Source organism: Streptomyces composti, from assembly GCF_012034205.1.
Lineage (GTDB): Bacteria > Actinomycetota > Actinomycetes > Streptomycetales > Streptomycetaceae > Streptomyces > Streptomyces composti.
This window is the reverse complement of the sequence record NZ_JAATEM010000036.1, coordinates 26,500-41,982: the sequence shown is the minus strand read 5'-3', so window position 1 is coordinate 41,982 and position 15,483 is coordinate 26,500. Positions and strand designations below refer to the sequence as shown.

Annotated in this window: 13 protein-coding genes and 2 tRNA genes; 6 read left to right on the top strand and 9 right to left on the bottom strand. The window is 71.0% G+C overall.

The window, feature by feature from the left end; translation table 11 throughout:
- Positions 1 to 241 precede the first annotated feature (241 nt).
- Complete coding sequence (gene tig / locus HCJ93_RS25395; RefSeq protein WP_167998141.1) at positions 242 to 1,648, bottom strand: trigger factor; 1,407 nt, start codon at positions 1,646 to 1,648, stop codon at positions 242 to 244.
- A gap of 193 nt (positions 1,649 to 1,841) precedes the next feature.
- Positions 1,842 to 1,918, bottom strand: a tRNA-Pro gene (locus HCJ93_RS25390).
- A 165-nt stretch (positions 1,919 to 2,083) separates the two neighbouring features.
- Here HCJ93_RS25390 and HCJ93_RS25385 point away from each other — a divergent pair.
- Positions 2,084 to 2,154 (top strand) — tRNA-Gly (locus HCJ93_RS25385).
- A gap of 418 nt (positions 2,155 to 2,572) precedes the next feature.
- Here HCJ93_RS25385 and HCJ93_RS25380 read toward each other — a convergent pair.
- Complete coding sequence (locus HCJ93_RS25380) at positions 2,573 to 2,767, bottom strand: hypothetical protein (protein WP_167998140.1); 195 nt, start codon at positions 2,765 to 2,767, stop codon at positions 2,573 to 2,575.
- Between the two features lie 670 nt (positions 2,768 to 3,437).
- Here HCJ93_RS25380 and HCJ93_RS25375 point away from each other — a divergent pair.
- Complete coding sequence (locus HCJ93_RS25375) at positions 3,438 to 4,649, top strand: acyltransferase family protein (protein WP_167998139.1); 1,212 nt, start codon at positions 3,438 to 3,440, stop codon at positions 4,647 to 4,649.
- Positions 4,650 to 4,665: 16 nt separating this feature from the next.
- On the opposite strand, the gene HCJ93_RS25370 is transcribed toward HCJ93_RS25375, so the two are convergent.
- A complete protein-coding gene (locus HCJ93_RS25370; protein WP_167998165.1) occupies positions 4,666 to 5,115 on the bottom strand; it encodes an HD domain-containing protein in 450 nt (149 codons plus the stop codon).
- Between the two features lie 47 nt (positions 5,116 to 5,162).
- Positions 5,163 to 6,335: a PP2C family protein-serine/threonine phosphatase gene (locus HCJ93_RS25365; RefSeq protein WP_167998138.1), complete on the bottom strand. Its 1,173-nt coding sequence runs from the start codon at positions 6,333 to 6,335 to the stop codon at positions 5,163 to 5,165.
- Positions 6,336 to 6,497: 162 nt separating this feature from the next.
- Between HCJ93_RS25365 and HCJ93_RS25355 the strand changes: the two genes are divergently transcribed.
- Positions 6,498 to 7,751 carry a GNAT family N-acetyltransferase gene (locus HCJ93_RS25355; protein ID WP_167998137.1) on the top strand — a complete coding sequence of 418 codons (1,254 nt, stop codon included), beginning with the start codon at positions 6,498 to 6,500 and terminating at the stop codon, positions 7,749 to 7,751.
- A gap of 32 nt (positions 7,752 to 7,783) precedes the next feature.
- On the opposite strand, the gene HCJ93_RS25350 is transcribed toward HCJ93_RS25355, so the two are convergent.
- Together HCJ93_RS25350 and HCJ93_RS25345 are read right to left on the bottom strand one after the other, a co-directional pair.
- On the bottom strand, positions 7,784 to 8,599 hold the full coding sequence (locus HCJ93_RS25350) for an Fpg/Nei family DNA glycosylase (RefSeq protein WP_167998136.1): 816 nt from the start codon (positions 8,597 to 8,599) through the stop codon (positions 7,784 to 7,786).
- Positions 8,600 to 8,751: 152 nt separating this feature from the next.
- On the bottom strand, positions 8,752 to 9,237 hold the full coding sequence (locus HCJ93_RS25345; RefSeq protein ID WP_167998135.1) for a ribose-5-phosphate isomerase: 486 nt from the start codon (positions 9,235 to 9,237) through the stop codon (positions 8,752 to 8,754).
- 206 nt (positions 9,238 to 9,443) lie between these two features.
- On the opposite strand from HCJ93_RS25345, the gene HCJ93_RS25340 reads away from it, so the two are divergent.
- Complete coding sequence (locus HCJ93_RS25340) at positions 9,444 to 10,904, top strand: amino acid permease (RefSeq protein ID WP_167998134.1); 1,461 nt, start codon at positions 9,444 to 9,446, stop codon at positions 10,902 to 10,904.
- Between the two features lie 105 nt (positions 10,905 to 11,009).
- On the opposite strand, the gene HCJ93_RS25335 is transcribed toward HCJ93_RS25340, so the two are convergent.
- Positions 11,010 to 11,654, bottom strand: a complete 645-nt coding sequence (locus HCJ93_RS25335; RefSeq protein WP_167998133.1) for a serine/threonine kinase C-terminal domain-containing protein — start codon at positions 11,652 to 11,654, stop codon at positions 11,010 to 11,012.
- 624 nt (positions 11,655 to 12,278) lie between these two features.
- Complete coding sequence (locus tag HCJ93_RS25330; RefSeq protein ID WP_167998132.1) at positions 12,279 to 12,863, bottom strand: biotin transporter BioY; 585 nt, start codon at positions 12,861 to 12,863, stop codon at positions 12,279 to 12,281.
- Positions 12,864 to 13,251: 388 nt separating this feature from the next.
- Here HCJ93_RS25330 and HCJ93_RS25325 point away from each other — a divergent pair, with 388 nt between their 5' ends.
- Together HCJ93_RS25325 and HCJ93_RS25320 are read left to right on the top strand one after the other, a co-directional pair.
- A complete protein-coding gene (locus tag HCJ93_RS25325) occupies positions 13,252 to 14,637 on the top strand; it encodes an amino acid permease (RefSeq protein WP_167998131.1) in 1,386 nt (461 codons plus the stop codon).
- Between the two features lie 143 nt (positions 14,638 to 14,780).
- Entirely contained in the window at positions 14,781 to 15,428 is a 648-nt protein-coding gene (locus HCJ93_RS25320; RefSeq protein ID WP_167998130.1) for a superoxide dismutase, read from the top strand.
- Positions 15,429 to 15,483: the final 55 nt, after the last annotated feature.

Here is a 15,483-nt window from a genome sequence, read left to right as displayed (position 1 = left end):
TGGGTGCTGGGCCCCGTATTCAAGGACCCTAACGCTCAGGGTGGGCGGTGCCATCCCGGTTCTGTGGGTGTTCGCCGGGGGCGTAGCGGCCCGTGTGGTTCCGGTCGCCTGCGGGTACGGGTCGCGCGCGTCCGGTCGGCGCCGGTCGCCGCGTACCTGCGGTGCTGCCCTTCGCTGGTGCCGGAAGGGCCCCGGGGGGTTCGCCCCGGGGCCCTTCCTGTGATCTTGCGGAAGCCGGGGCTCAGCCCTCGGACTTCTCCTCGGCCTTGGCGTCGCCGGCCTCGGCGGACTCGGTCGGCTCGGCGGCGGCCTCGGCGGTCTCCGCCTCCGCCTCCTCCTCGTCGTCCAGGTCGACGATCTCGCCGTTGGTGTCCTTCACCGTGGCCTTCTCGACCACGACGGCCAGCGCCTTGCCGCGGGCGACCTCTCCGACGAGCAGCGGGACCTGGCCCTGCTCGACGACGGCCTGGGCGAACTGGTCGGGGGACATGCCGGAGGAGGCCGCACGCCGCATGAGGTGCTCGGTGAGCTCCTCCTGGTTGACGTTGAGCTTCTCCTGCTTGACGAGCTCGTCGAGCACGAACTGGGTCTTGATGCCCTTGATCGCGGCCTCGCGGGTCTCGTTCTCGAACTCCTCGGCGGTCTTGCCCTGGATCTCCAGGTACTTGTCGAGGGTGAGACCCATCTGGCCGAGCTGGTGGTGCTCGAGGTTGTGCTTGCGGGTGTTGATCTCGTCCTCGAGCAGCTTCTCGGGGACCGGGACCTCGACCAGCTCGAGCAGCTTCTCCAGGACGCGCTCCTGGGCCTGCGTGGCCTGGTCGTACTGCTTCATGTTCTCCAGGCGCTTGCGGCTGTCCGCCCGGAGCTCCTCGAGGGTGTCGAACTCGGAGGCGAGCTGCGCGAACTCGTCGTCCAGCTCGGGCAGTTCCCGCTTGGCGACCTGGGTGACCTTGACGGTGACCTCGGCCTCCTTGCCGGCCGCGGAGCCGCCCTTCAGCTCGGAGGTGAAGGTGGCCTCCTCACCGGCGGACAGGCCCTTGACGGCGTCGTCGATGCCGTCGAGCAGCTCGCCGGAGCCGATGGTGTAGGAGACGTCCTTGGCGACGCCGTCCTCGAGGACCTTGCCCTCGACCTTGGCCTCCAGGTCGATGGTGACCACGTCGCCGTCCTCGGCGGCACGCTCGACCGGGGTGGTGGAGGCGAAACGCTCACGGAGCTGCTCGACCGACTTGTCGACGTCCTCGTCGGTGACCTCGACGGCGTCGACCTCGACCTCGATGCCGGAGTAGTCCGGGATCTCGATGGAGGGGCGCACGTCGACCTCGGCGGTGAAGTTCAGCGTCTCGCCGTCCTTCAGCTCCGTGATGTCGACCTCGGGCTGACCCAGCGGGCTCAGCTCGGCCTGGTTCACGGCGTCGGTGTAGAACTTCGGGAGGGCGTCGTTGACCGCCTCCTCCAGGACCGCACCGCGGCCGAAGCGCTGGTCGATGACCCGGGCCGGGACCTTGCCCTTGCGGAAGCCCTTCACCGTGACCTGCTGGTTGATCTTCTTGTACGCCGCGTCGAGGCTGTCCTTGAGCTCCTCGAAGGGCACCTCGACAGTGAGCCGAACCCGGGTCGGGTTCAGGGTCTCCACGGCGCTCTTCACGGTTCGGTCTCCTTGTGGCTGACTTCTCGGTTTCTGCCGGTACCAGAGCGGTCCGGCGGATGCGCCGCCCGGAGGACTTCAGACCTGAGACACACGGGCGTGCAGCTTGCATAGTAACGGCAGCGACTACGGCGCCCAAAAGGCGATCACCGGCAGGTGACCGCGCATGATCACCGAGGGTGATCGGAATGGGTGGTCGGGGTGGCGGGATTTGAACCCACGGCCTTCCGCTCCCAAAGCGGACGCGCTACCAAGCTGCGCCACACCCCGTCTGGTGCGACACGTAGGGTACATGCCGCCCGGCGCTGCGACGGCAGGATTTCGGGGGCATGCGGTGGTGTCGCCGGCGGGGCGGGCAACGGGTGTGCATCGAGGTGCCCTGACCCGCTACGATGCCTGTCAGTACTGCGGCCGGTACGGCCTGCGGTGCACCCTGCGGGCGTAGCTCAATGGTAGAGCCCTAGTCTTCCAAACTAGCTACGCGGGTTCGATTCCCGTCGCCCGCTCTGTACGGCTCAGGGCCGGCCGGAGGATCACTTCCTCCGGCCGGCCCTGATCGTTCTCCACCTCCTCCGGCGGCTGATCGTTTCCCCGCTCCGGGGGCGCTGATCGCTCCCCGGCCGCCTGGGGGCCGTCATGATCGCTGTCGCACCGCTCCGGGCTGCGCGGCGATCATTCTCCCGGCCGCCCCGGGCTGCGCGGTGAACGTTCTCCCGGCCACCCCGGGCGTCCCCCCGATCGCGCTCCGGCTCCGCCCTCCGGCCCCGGGGCTCTGCCTGATCGTCTGGCCGGACCGCGGCCCCCGCGGGCTTCGCACCGCCGACCGGGACCTCGACCACCGGGCTGGGACGGGCGCCTCACGGGGCCGGAACGGGCGCTCCCCCAGAAGACGGGCGCTCCCCCAGAACTGGATCGAGCCCCTGGCTAGAACTGGATCGAGTTGATCGTCTCGGCTATCGAGTTCAGGAAGCGCTGGATGTCGTCGGCCATGCCGGTGGAGGCGAGGAAGAAGCCGAAGAGGATCGCGACGATCGCGGGGCCCGCCTTGATGGAGCCACCTCTCAGGAGCACCACAAGGATGATCGCCAACAGCAGCACCACAGACAGTGAAATGGCCACAACTGATCACACCCTCGGTCGGTCCGCTCTCCCGGCCCGGGGGCGCGACCCCCGCGCACCCCGCCAGAACCATCGTGCCACCAACCGGTCCGGGTCATGCGGCAGGTGACACATCGTTCGGCCGGGGTACCCGACGGCGGACGGGGAGCTCCCGTGCGTCAGGACCGCGCACGCCCGCGCGCACGCGGCACGGTACGCCACAACACCGGGGTCTCGCACGGGAATTCGAGACACCACCCGGGCAGGGAATTCAACGGGATCGTTTCCACATCCACACAACGCGTTCGCAGGCATTTCGAATTGCCCGCACGGTCTTCCCGACGGGCGGACGACGCACGGCGCGAAGCCGACAGAAGGGGACATTCCGTCGGAGTCACCCTCCGGTCTTATGCACGTCATAATGCCGATGAATCACGACATGCAGGGCGCTCCCTCGGGCGGTCGGGGCGCCTACTCCCCTTAAGCATCGGATGTGTTGGTCATCACGCGGACCGCGAGGCCGAGTTTCCCCGATCGGGGGTACTCGGAGCCAATAACCAGTAATGACGTCAGGCGTTTTACGAATACCCGGAGACAACGCTAGGGTGCCTCAGATGTTCCACGCTGCCTCGTCCCCCGCAAGCGCAGCGAGCTTTGTGAACCTCTCCCCCGGTGCGCTGTGGGAGGGCCTGTGACGAACTCGCTGCGACCGTACGGCAACCGCAGAACGCCGCTTCCCCCGGCAGACGCGCCGGCGGCCGGAGGTGCGGGCCCGCACACCCCGAGCGCGGGCTCCGCCGACCGCTCTGACGCCTCCGGCTCCGCCAACTCCGCCGGCAAGCAGCGCGACGCCTTCTTCGACAACGCCAAGTACCTGGCGATCGTGCTGGTCGGAGTGGGCCACGCCTGGGGCCAGATCCTGGACGACAACCCGGCGGTGGAGGCGCTCTACCGGTTCATCTACACGTTCCACATGCCGGCGTTCATCATCATCTCCGGCTACTTCTCGCGCAGCTTCGACATGAGCCCCAAGCGCGTGAAGCGGCTCATCGCCACCGTGGTCGTGCCGTACCTCGTCTTCGAGGTGGCCTACACGCTGCACAAGCGGATCGTGAACAACGACCCGGGCGCCGACTTCAGCCTGCTGGACGCCACCTATCTGCTGTGGTTCCTGTGCGCACTGTTCGTCTGGCGCCTGACCACGCCGATCTGGAAGACGATCCGCTACCCCCTGCCGGTGGCCATCGTCATCGGGGCGCTGGCGTCCATGACGCCGTCGATCGGCAACGACCTGGACATGCAGCGCGTGCTGCAGTTCCTGCCGTGCTTCGTGCTGGGTCTGATGCTGCGGCCCGAGCACTTCAACCTGGTGCGCCGCCGCTCGGTGCGGATCGCCTCGCTGCCGGTGATGGCGGCGGCGCTGGCCGTCGCCTGGTGGTCGGTGCCGCGCATGTCCACCGGCTGGTTCTACCGCGACTCCGCGGCGCAGGACGCGGGCGCCCCGTGGTGGACCGGTCCGGTGATGATGCTGGCGCTGTTCGGCTGCTCGCTCGTACTGACCGCCTGCTTCCTGGCCTGGATCCCCGGCCGGCGCATGTGGTTCACCTCGCTGGGCGCCGGAACCATCTACGGCTTCCTGCTGCACGGCTTCGTGGTGAAGACCGGCACCTACCAGGGCTGGTTCAAGGCGCCCGTGCTGGACACGCCGCTGGGCGAGATCGCGCTGACCGTGATCGGTGCCGTCGGTATCACCCTGATGTGCACCAGGCCCGTCCGGCAGGCGCTGCGCTGGGTGGTGGAGCCGCGGATGGACTGGGCCTTCAGGCGGGACGCCATAGCGGAGGCACGGGAGCGCGAGAAGCGCTCCGAGGCCGCCCCGTCCCGCGAGAAGGTCTCCGTCTGAGCCGGACCCGGCAGCCCTAGGGGGACTCCCCCGCGACCAGGCCGAGAAGTGTGCGCATCCGCGCGTACTTCTCGGCCAGTCTCGTTCTGGTGGGCTCGTCCAGCACGGCCAGACGATCCGGGTCGGCGTTGTGCGCCAGGTCGGCCTCCTTCACCAGCAGCGCGCCGGGGGTGGCGAGGATGCGGGCCGCGTAGGCCTCGGGCGGCTCGGCCGGCCGCTTGGTGACCGCGAGGACGATGTCCTTGGTGCGCCGGGTCAGCGGGGCCCGCTCCAGCCACGCGCGGGAGAGCTTGCCGTCCTCGACGGCGTCGTGCAGCCAGGCCGCGGCGATCTGCTCCGCGTCGCCGCCGCGCGCCCTGACGCCCTCGGCGACGGCTTGCAGATGCTCCTCGTACGGGCGTCCGGCCTTGTCGGTCCGGCCCGCGTGGGCGGCGCGGGCGGCGGCCTCGGCCTCGGCCGGGGTCATGGGTGTGTCGCTGTCGCTCACCGCCCCAGTCTGCCCGCAAGCCCGGCTCAGCGCGTGGCGGTGGGGCCCTCACGGCAGATCAGCAGCAGGGCGCGGTCGTCGTTGACGTCCTTGGCGACCGACTCGATCAGATGCCATGCGGCGCCGTGGAAGCCGCCGGCGACATAGCGGTCCGCCTCCCCGGTGAGCCGGTCGATGCCCTCGGCGATGTCCCGCTCGGCCGTCTCCACCAGCCCGTCGGTGAACAGCATCAGCACGTCGCCGGGGCGCAGGGAGCCCTTCACCGGGTCGAACTGGGCGCCGTCGTACACGCCGAGCAGTGGCCCCTCTGCGGCCTTCTCCTCCCAGCGGCCGCTGCCCGCGCTGAGCTGGAGACCCGGCGGGTGCCCCGCGGAGTACAGCTCGTAGTCGCCGGAGTCGAGGTCGAGGACGAGGTGGATGGAGGTGGCGAAGCCCTCCTCCCACTCCTGGCGCAGCAGATAGCCGTTGGCGGCGGGCAGGAAGGCGTGCGGGGGCAGGCTGCCGAGCAGCCCGCCGAAGGCGCCGGAGAGCAGCAGGGCGCGGGAGCCCGCGTCCATGCCCTTGCCGGAGACGTCGGTCAGCACGACCTCCAGGGTGCGCCCGCCGTTGGTGCGGGCCGCGACCACGAAGTCGCCCGAGAAGGACTGGCCGCCGGCCGGCCGCAGGGCCATCTCGTGGTGCCATCCGGAGGGCAGTTTGGGCAGTTTGCTCTGCACCCGGATGCGTTCGCGCAGGTCGAAGAGCATGGTGCCACCGCGCCGCCAGGGCACGCCGACCCTGCTGCGGAACTGGGCGACGACCAGCCCGAAGAAGCCGCAGGCGGCCACCACCAGCACCACGCCCGGGGTGACGCGTGAGGTGCCCTCGGTGTACGGACCGAGATGGACCGACTCCACGATGAGCGCGGTGGCCGCCGCCGCGTACAGGCCGAGCAGGCTGGCCGGGCGCAGCAGCAGCCCGCCGGCCACGATCGGCAGCACCAGCGCCGCCGGGGAGAACCAGACCGAGTTGACGAGCGTGCCCGCCATGATCAGGGGAATGGTGAGGAAGAGTCCGGCCAGCGCGATCCAGTCCGAGCCGTCGCCGCGGAAGTAGTCGACGGCGGCTCTGCGCACGCCGACGCGGGCCCGGTGCCACTGCTTCTTCAACCGGGCCGTGAACGTCTCGGCTTCCGCTCGCCGCTGTCGTCTCGGTGCCATTAGTTCGGGACCCTATCCGTGGGACCGGCCGCTTGGCACGGGAGGTCCGCCTTGTCCCCCGTCCGGGGACCGACATCACAGTGAACTTCACGGGATGCCGTCTCGTGGCCGCTCGGGAGAAATTCCCTCGCTCGTCCAGCATTGCCCTGATAGGCATGGCTCATGGCGAATGAGCGCACCTCCCCAACGACCGGACTCCGAGTACTCACCCCGGACGACTGGAACAAGTGGTACGAAACGCTGCTACGTGCCTTCGGCGGAGTCCCGGAATCGGACGAGGAACGGGAACTGTGGAACTCCCTCACCGAGTTCGGCCGTTCCCTGGGCGTATGGGACGGGGACGAGTGTGTGGGGACGGCGGGGGCCTTCTCCTTCCGGGTGACCGTGCCGGGTGGCGCCCGGGTTCCGGCGGCGGGTGTGACGATGGTGAGCGTGGCCGCCACGCACCGGCGGCGCGGGGTGCTGACGTCCATGATGCGACGGCAGTTGGACGACATACGGTCCTGGGGCGAGCCGCTGGCGGTGCTGACCGCGTCCGAGCCGGCGATCTACGGCCGGTTCGGATACGGAGCGGCGGCCTTCCAGCTGCACGCCGAGATCGACACGGCCCTGGTGACGCTGTCCACGCCGGACGGCACGGACGACGTAGCAGTGCGGTACGCGCCGCCCGCCGATGTCGTGAAGGAGTGCCAGGCGGTGTACGACCAACTGGTGCCGCTGCGGCCGGGCATGCTGACGGCGCCGGCCGGCTGGGAGCGGGTGCCGCTGCTGGACCCGGAGAGCGACCGGGGCGGCGCCTCGCCGCTGCAGTGCGTGGTCGCCCGGCGGGACGGCGAGACGGTGGGGTACGCGCGGTTCCGGGTGAAGCCGGAGTTCGGGCCGGGCGGGCATCAGGGCACGGTGATACTGGAGGATCTGGCGGCGCTGGATCCGGCGGCGGACGCGGCGCTGTGGCGGTTCCTGTTCGGCATCGACCTGACCTCGACGCTGGTGGCGCGGCGGCGCCCGGTGGACGAGGCGTGGCAGTACCTGGTGTCCGACATCCGGCGGTGCCGGCCGGCGCTGCGGGACTCGCTGTATCTGCGGCCGGTGGAGGTGGGGGCGGCGCTGTCGCGGCGGACCTACCAGGTGCCGCTGGACGTGGTGCTGGAGGTGGAGGACGCCTTCTGCCCGTGGAACAGCGGGCGTTGGCGGCTGAGCGGGGACACGGAGGGCGCCACCTGTGAGCGGACCGGCGATCCGGCCGACCTCGCGCTGTCCGTACGTGAGTTGGGTGCGGCCTATCTGGGCGGCGTGAGTCTCGCGGCGCTGGCGGCGGCCGGGCGGGTGCGCGAGCTGCGGCCCGGGGCGCTGGCCCGGGCGGCCGTCGCCTTCGGGCCGGGCGGCCCGGCCCCCTGGCTGCCGTTCGGCTTCTGAGGACGTACGGGAACGTACGGGAAGGTACGGAGTCAGGTGCCGCGCTGGCAGGTGGGGCACCAGAAGAGGTTGCGGGCGGCCAGGCCGGCGGTGCGGACCGGCTCACCGCACACATGGCAGGGCTGGTTCGCCCGCCGGTAGACGTACACCTCGCCGCCGTGGTCGTCGACGCGGGGCGGACGGCCCATCGCCTCCGGGGTGTGCTCGGGGCGGACGGTGTCGATGCGGTTCCGGCGCACGCCCTCGTGCATCAGCTCCACCAAGTCGGCCCACAGCGCGTCCCATTCGGCAGGGGTGATGTCGCGTCCCGGGCGGTAGGGGTCGATGCGGTGCCGGAACAGGACCTCGGCCCGGTAGACGTTGCCGACGCCGGCGACGACCTTCTGGTCCATCAGCAGGGCGGCGATGGTGGTGCGGCTGCGGCTGACGCGGCGGTAGGCGGCGGCCGGGTCGGCGTCCGGGCGGAGCGGGTCGGGGCCGAGCCGGTCGTGTATCGCCTGCTTCTCTCCGTCGGTGATCAGGGCGCAGGTGGTGGGGCCGCGCAGATCGACGTACGCGCCGTCGTGGGCAAGGCGGAGCCGGACGGTGTCCGTGGGCGGCGGCGCGGGGGCCGGTCCGAAGGTGACCTTGCCGAACAGGCCGAGGTGGATGTGGATCCAGTCGGCGTCGCGGAAGCCGAGGAAGAGGTGCTTGCCGTGGGCGTCGGTGGTGTGCAGCGGGGTGCCGTCGAGGAGGGCGGCGGCGTCGGAGAACTTGCCCTGCGGGCTGGTGACACGGAGCGGGGCGCCGGTCGCGAAGGCGGCGGCGTAGTCCTTGGCCAGCCGGTGGATGGTGTGCCCCTCGGGCATGGTCCCCCTCGTCCCCTTCCTCTGCGTCCTCGGCCCGGCCGTCCTGCTGAACCCTCCGCCCGGCTGCCCGCGCCGGCCGGCAACGGGCGTACGGCCCCTGCGTGTCGCGTGCGGGCCGGCCCGTCCCGTCCCGGTGCGGGCCGGCGAGACGGCTACTGCTGGGGGTGGTGGGCCGGGATCGGCGGGAGGTCGCCGGTGGTCTCGTAGGCGGAGAGCATGCCGATGCGGCGGACGTGCCGCTCGTCCTCGGAGAACGGGGTGTTGAGGAAGGTCTCCACGAACTTGGTGGCCTCGTCCTGCGTGTGCATGCGCGCGCCGATCGCGACCACGTTGGCGTTGTTGTGCTGGCGGCCCAGCGCGGCCGTCTCCTCACTCCAGGCCAGCGCGGCCCGCACGCCCTTGACCTTGTTCGCGGCGATCTGCTCGCCGTTGCCCGAACCGCCGATCACGATGCCGAGGGCGTTGGGGTCCTCGGCGGTCCGCTCGGCCGCGCGCAGGCAGAAGGGCGGGTAGTCGTCCTGGGCGTCGTAGATGTGGGGGCCGCAGTCGACGGGGTCGTGCCCCGCTTCCTTCAGCCACTGGACGAGGTGGTTCTTGAGTTCGTAGCCGGCATGGTCCGAGCCGAGGTACACGCGCATGGTCCGAGTGTGACACGCGCCCTGCCGGGCAGGCGCGCGGGGTGCCGCCCCCGGGAAATGTGAGGAGAATCTCAGAACCTCAGGAAAACCTCAAGTAACGATTCGCTTTCGAAGGTTTTCCCGCGCGCAACCCTCCGTTTCACTGGTCCAGCTCGCACATCACTCTGTGCGGCATACAGCTACCCGGCGCAAAGGAAGTCCGTTCCATGACCTCGCAGCCGACCCTGACCAAGCCCGGAAGCTCTCCAGCCGGCCCCGGCGAATCCGGGGGCACCGGGCTGCAGGCCGGACTCAAGAACCGGCATCTGTCGATGATCGCCATCGGTGGTGTCATCGGCGCGGGCCTGTTCGTGGGATCCAAGTCCGCCATCGCGACCGCCGGACCCGGCATCCTGCTCTCGTACGCGCTCGTCGGCACGCTCGTGGTGCTGGTGATGCGCATGCTGGGCGAGATGTCCGCGGCCCACCCGACCTCCGGTTCCTTCTCGGCGCACGCCGACCGGGCGCTCGGCCCCTGGGCCGGGTTCTCCATCGGCTGGCTGTACTGGTTCTTCTGGGTCGTCGTGCTGGCGGTCGAGGCGACCGCCGGTGCCGAGATCCTGGAAGGCTGGATCCCGGCCGTGCCCCAATGGGTCTGGGCCCTGCTCGTGATGGTGGTGCTCACCGCGACCAACCTGGCCTCCGTGGGCTCCTACGGAGAGTTCGAGTTCTGGTTCGCCGGCATCAAGGTCGCCGCCATCAGCGTGTTCATCCTCATCGGCGGGCTGGCCGTCTTCGGCGTGCTGCCCGGCGTCGACAGCGAGCAGGCGGGCCTGTCCAACCTCACCGAGCACGGCGGCTTCCTGCCCAACGGGCCCGGCGCGATCCTCACCGGCATCCTGCTGGTCGTCTTCTCCTTCATGGGCAGCGAGATCGCCACCCTCGCGGCCGGTGAGGCGGAGGACCCCCGCCGGGCCGTCACCAAGGCCACCAACAGCATCATCTGGCGTATCGGCGTCTTCTACCTGGGCTCCATCTTCGTGGTGGTCTGCCTGCTGCCCTGGAACAGCGAGTCCATCGCCGAGAAGGGCTCCTACGTGGCCGCGCTGGACACCCTGGGCATCGCGCACGCCGGCCAGATCATGAACTTCATCGTGCTGACCTCGGTGCTGTCCTGCCTCAACTCCGGTCTCTACACGGCCTCCCGGATGGCCTTCTCGCTCGGTGAGCGCGGCGACGCGCCCAAGGCGTTCGCCCGGACCACCGAGCGCGGCGTGCCGCGGACCGCGATCCTGGTGTCGGTGGTGTTCGGCTTCGTCGCCGTGTTCTTCAACTACGAGTTCCCCGACTCGGTCTTCCTCTTCCTGGTCAACTCCTCCGGTGCGGTCGCCCTGTTCGTGTGGCTGGTGATCTGCGTCTCGCAGCTGCGGATGCGCAAGATCATCCAGCGGGAGTCGCCGGAGAAGCTGGTCGTGCGGATGTGGCTCTACCCGTACCTGACCTGGGCCAGCATGGCGCTGATCGTGTTCGTGATCGGCTACATGCTGACCGACACCGAGCACAACGGACGGACCACGATGCTGCTGTCGCTGCTGGTCGCGGTCGTGGTGCTGGTAATCGCCGTGGTCAGGCAGCGGCTCGGGGCGCGCAGGGCCGCGGCGGAGCGGGACGAGGCACCGGCCGCCTGACTCCTGCGGCTGAACGGGCCTGGCGGGCCTGCCGGGCCTGAACGGGCGAGGGGGCCCGCGGCGGAGATCCGCCGCGGGCCCCCTCGGCACGTCCGGAAGGTGCGCTCACAGCACGGTGAAGCTCTTCTTGGTCTTCTCGTAGACGCGCAGGGCCTGGTCCTCGATGCCGGGCTGGTACCAGGTGCTGATCTGGTAGGACTTGCCGTCCTGGTTGAAGCCGAGCAGCCGGGCGTGCCAGGGGGTGCCCTTGAGGGTGAAGGTGTACTCCCAGACGACGGCGGGGTGGCCGCGGAAGGTGGTCTCCTCCAGGCGGATCTTGCGGTAGTCCCGGCCCTGGTGGGCGTTGCGTTCGGAGGTCTGCCAGGTCCGGAGGAGGTCGCCGCGGGCCAGCGCGGACTTGGCGACCAGTTCCTGGCGGCCGTCGGGCGAGGTGTAGTGCACCTCCGCGCCGGTCTTGACGTCACGGCGCCAGCCGTCCGGCGGCGCCCAGGCGAATCCCCCCGCCTCGCGACGGACGCCGGGCGGCAGGGACGGCGGCCTGGAGGTGCCCTGCACGGTGGGGCTCGGCCCGGACGCGGAGGTCTCCGTGCCGCCGCCGCTTGCGGAGGGGTCGCCCCCGGCGTCGGTGAGCAGGACGGCGAGCACGGTGGTCGCGGCGACCGCCGCTGCCGCCGCGGCGGCGAGGACGGTGCGGCGGTGCGGCTTGGTGCGAGCGCGAAGGGGACCGGCCGAAGGGGCCTGGCCGGCCACGGCGTCCGGGAGCCTGTGCGGGTGGTCGCCGTCACGCGCCCCCGCCTCGGAGGCGTCCGGGCCGGCAGGTGCCGCGGGCGAACCCGGCTCGGTCCGCGCCCGGTCGACGACCGTGGCGGGCGGCGGCCCGGATCCCGGTGCCGGCTCCGGCCGAGCGGGGTGCGCTGGGACCCGGCCCGGCCCTGGACGGGCGGCGGGTCCGGTGGTCCGGCCCGGCTCTGGCCGGGCGGCGGGTGCGGATGCCTGGCCCGCTCCGGGCCGGGCGGCGGGTGCGGATGCCTGGGCCGCTCCGGACCGGGCGGTCGGTGCGGATGCCTGGGCGGCTCCGGACCGGGCGGAGTCCACAGGCGCCCTTTCCCGCTCCTCCACGGACGAGACCTCAGGCACCCAGCGGACGAGCTGCCGAAGACGGGCCCGGTGCGTGAGCTGCTGCCGCTGGGCACGGCCGGCACCGCCCTGCTGGCGGCCGGCACGGCCGGGCTGTGGTGGTCGCTGCGGCGCCCGGCTCAGCGGGAAGGCGGCGCCTGAGACGGCCCCGGCGCACAGAGGGCCCGCCGGGCCGTACGTCTGCCGTACGGCCCGGCGGGCCTCGCACCGGCGGGAACCCTCCGGTGTGTCGCGCGGTCAGCGCTTGTTCACGAACTTCCAGGCCGTGGGGAGGATGCCCATGGCCAGGGCGGCCTTGAGGGCGTCGCCGATGAGGAACGGGGTCAGGCCGGCCGCGACGGCGGCCGAGGCGGACATTCCGGTGGCCAGGGCCAGGTAGGGCACGCCGACGGCGTAGATGATCGCCTCGCCGAGCAGCATGGTGCCCGCCATCCGCCAGGCGGAGCGGTCGCCGCCGCGGCGGGCCAGGGCGCCGACGGCGGCCGCGGCCAGCATCATGCCGATGATGTAGCCGAAGGACGGCATGCCGATGCCGGACGCGCCGCCCGCGAACCACGGCATGCCGGCGATGCCGGCCAGCGCGTACACGGCGAGCGAGAGCAGACCGCGGCGGGCGCCGAGGGCGGTGCCGACCAGGAGCGCGGCGAAGGTCTGGCCGGTCACCGGCACCGGGGAGCCGGGGACGGGCACGGCGATCTGTGCCGCGAGGCCGGTGAGCGCGGCACCGCCGAGCACGAGGGCGGTGTCCCGGACGCGGGAGGCCGGGAGCAGGTCGGCGAGGACCAGGCCGGAGCGGGCGGGTGTGGCGGCGACGGTGCTCATGGGGACTCCGCGAGGGTGAGGACGGTTCGGAACACCGTGACGCTATCCCGCGGCCCGCGCGGCGATCACCGTCATGGCCCGACAAAGGCGCGATCGGACCGTTGGTGGGTTTCGGACAAAGAGCGGAAACGGTACCCGGGCGGGAGTGACCCGTGTCACGGAGGTGAGGAGGTTTCTCTCACCCGGAGCGCCGGACGGTACCTGTAGGGTTTCACCAATCAGGGTCGTGGTCGGCGTCGACCCGTCCCCGCACCGCCGGTCAGGGGCCGGGCACCGTGCGTCCGCCCGGCGTCCGTATGGTGAGCCGCTCCGTCCCGAGGGTGGCCCGGCCGCCCAGACTGGCGTCGTTTTGCCCACGTCCCCCCACGCATTGGACGAGCCGCGCCCCATGCCCAGCCCCTCTGTCGAAGCGCCGCCGCAACAGCAGCAGGACGGCGTCTCCCTCTCCCACGGTCTCAAGCAGCGCCATCTGTCGATGATCGCCCTCGGCGGTGTCATCGGCGCCGGCCTGTTCGTCGGCTCCGGTGCCGGCATCGCCGCCGCCGGTCCGTCGATCGTCGTCGCCTACGCCCTCTCCGGTCTGCTGGTGATGCTGGTGATGCGGATGCTCGGCGAGATGTCGGCCGCCCATCCGTCGTCGGGCTCCTTCTCGGCGCACGCCGAGCGGGCGCTCGGGCCCTGGGCGGGGTTCACCGCCGGCTGGTCGTTCTGGGTGCTGCTGTGCACGGCGGTCGGTCTGGAGGGCATCGGCGCCGCCAAGATCGTCACCGGCTGGCTGCCCGGCACGCCCGAGTGGGCCTGGGTGGCGCTGTTCATGGTGGTGTTCTGCGGCACCAACCTCGCCGCGGTGAAGAACTTCGGTGAGTTCGAGTTCTGGTTCGCCGCGCTGAAGGTCGGCGCGATCACCCTGTTCCTGGTGCTCGGCGGACTGGCCATCGCGGGCCTGCTGCCGGGCACGGACTCCCCCGGCGCCTCCCACCTGGGCGACTTCCTGCCCAACGGCGGCGAGGGGCTGGTGATCGGACTGCTCGCCTCGGTGTTCGCCTACGGCGGTCTGGAGACGGTGACGATCGCCGCGGCCGAGTCGGAGAACCCGGTCAAGGGCGTGGCGAGCGCGGTCCGTACCGCGATGTGGCGGATCGCGGTGTTCTACATCGGCTCCATGGCCGTGATCGTGACGCTGGTGCCCTGGGACTCCCCGGCCGTGGTGGAGAGCGGCCCGTACGTCGCCGCGCTGGACGAGCTCGGCATCCCCGGCGCCGGCCAGCTGATGAACGTGGTGGTGCTGGTCGCCCTGCTCTCGGCGATGAACGCCAACATCTACGGCGCCTCCCGCATCGGCTACTCGCTGGTCGAGCGCGGCCAGGGCCCCAAGGCGCTGGGCCGGGTCTCGGGCGGTGTGCCGCGGGTGGCCGTGCTGGCCTCCTCGGTCTTCGGCTTCGGGTGCGTGCTGCTGAGCTACTGGCGGCCGAACGACGTCTTCTCGTGGCTGCTGAACATGATCGGCGCGGTGATCCTGGTCGTGTGGATCTTCATCGCCGTCTCCCAGCTGCGGCTGCGCCGCCGGCTCGAGCGGGAGGCCCCGGAGAAGCTGGTCGTGCGGATGTGGGCGTTCCCGTATCTGACGTGGGTCGCGCTGCTGGGTATGGCGGCGGTGTTCGTGCTGATGGCGCGGGAGCCCGACACGCGTGTGCAGCTGTACTCGACGGGCGGGATGACGCTGGCGCTGGCGGCCGCGGGCTACGCCTGGCAGTGGGCGCGCGCCCGGCGCTGATCGCCGGCCCTCCCGGGCGAAGGCCCTCGCGTGGACGACACGCGAGGGCCTTTTTGTGTGCCCCGGCCCTCCCCGGGACCCTTTCTGCTGCTAGCGTGCACTTGCAAGCTCTTTGCAATAAGAGGTTCGGAGGGGACCCCGCCATGCCCGTGTACACGCTGCCCGACCTGCCCTACGACTACTCCGCACTCGCCCCGGTGATCAGCCCCGAGATCATCGAGCTGCACCACGACAAGCACCACGCGGCCTATGTGAAGGGCGCCAACGACACGCTGGAGCAGCTCGCCGAGGCGCGGGAGAAGGAGCAGTGGGGCGCGCTCAACGGACTGGAGAAGAACCTGGCGTTCCACCTGTCCGGGCACATCCTGCACAGCATCTACTGGCAGAACATGACCGGCCCGGAGGAGGGCGGCGGCGAGCCCCTCGCCCAGGACGGGGTGGGCGAGCTGGCCGAGGCGATCAAGGAGTCCTTCGGTTCCTTCGCGGCCTTCAAGGCGCAGCTGTCCAAGGCCGCGGCGACCACCCAGGGTTCGGGCTGGGGCGTTCTCGCCTACGAGCCGCTGAGCGGGCGGCTGATCGTCGAGCAGGTCTACGACCATCAGGGCAACGTGGGGCAGGGCTCCACCCCGATCCTGGTCTTCGACGCCTGGGAGCACGCCTTCTATCTGCAGTACCGGAACCAGAAGGTGGACTTCATCGAGGCGATGTGGCAGGTCGTCAACTGGCAGGACGTCGCCCGCCGCTACGAGGCGGCCAGGTCCCGCACGGACGTGCTGCTGCTCGCTCCCTGAGAACCCGGGGCCCAGGACACCAGCGGCCCCTTGAAGCGTCCTGCCTCGTGATCGT

What these genes read in the sequence shown, in the direction of transcription:
- HCJ93_RS25370 (WP_167998165.1), bottom strand. Translation starts at nt 5,115, where the DNA reads ATGACCCCGGCCGAGGCCGAGGCCGCCGCCCGCGCCGCCCACGCGGGC.
- HCJ93_RS25350 (WP_167998136.1), bottom strand. Translation starts at nt 8,599, where the DNA reads ATGCCCGAGGGGCACACCATCCACCGGCTGGCCAAGGACTACGCCGCC.
- HCJ93_RS25365 (WP_167998138.1), bottom strand. Translation starts at nt 6,335, where the DNA reads ATGGCACCGAGACGACAGCGGCGAGCGGAAGCCGAGACGTTCACGGCC.
- HCJ93_RS25320 (WP_167998130.1), top strand. Translation starts at nt 14,781, where the DNA reads ATGCCCGTGTACACGCTGCCCGACCTGCCCTACGACTACTCCGCACTC.
- HCJ93_RS25355 (WP_167998137.1), top strand. Translation starts at nt 6,498, where the DNA reads ATGGCGAATGAGCGCACCTCCCCAACGACCGGACTCCGAGTACTCACC.
- HCJ93_RS25345 (WP_167998135.1), bottom strand. Translation starts at nt 9,237, where the DNA reads ATGCGCGTGTACCTCGGCTCGGACCATGCCGGCTACGAACTCAAGAAC.
- HCJ93_RS25325 (WP_167998131.1), top strand. Translation starts at nt 13,252, where the DNA reads ATGCCCAGCCCCTCTGTCGAAGCGCCGCCGCAACAGCAGCAGGACGGC.
- HCJ93_RS25330 (WP_167998132.1), bottom strand. Translation starts at nt 12,863, where the DNA reads ATGAGCACCGTCGCCGCCACACCCGCCCGCTCCGGCCTGGTCCTCGCC.
- HCJ93_RS25340 (WP_167998134.1), top strand. Translation starts at nt 9,444, where the DNA reads ATGACCTCGCAGCCGACCCTGACCAAGCCCGGAAGCTCTCCAGCCGGC.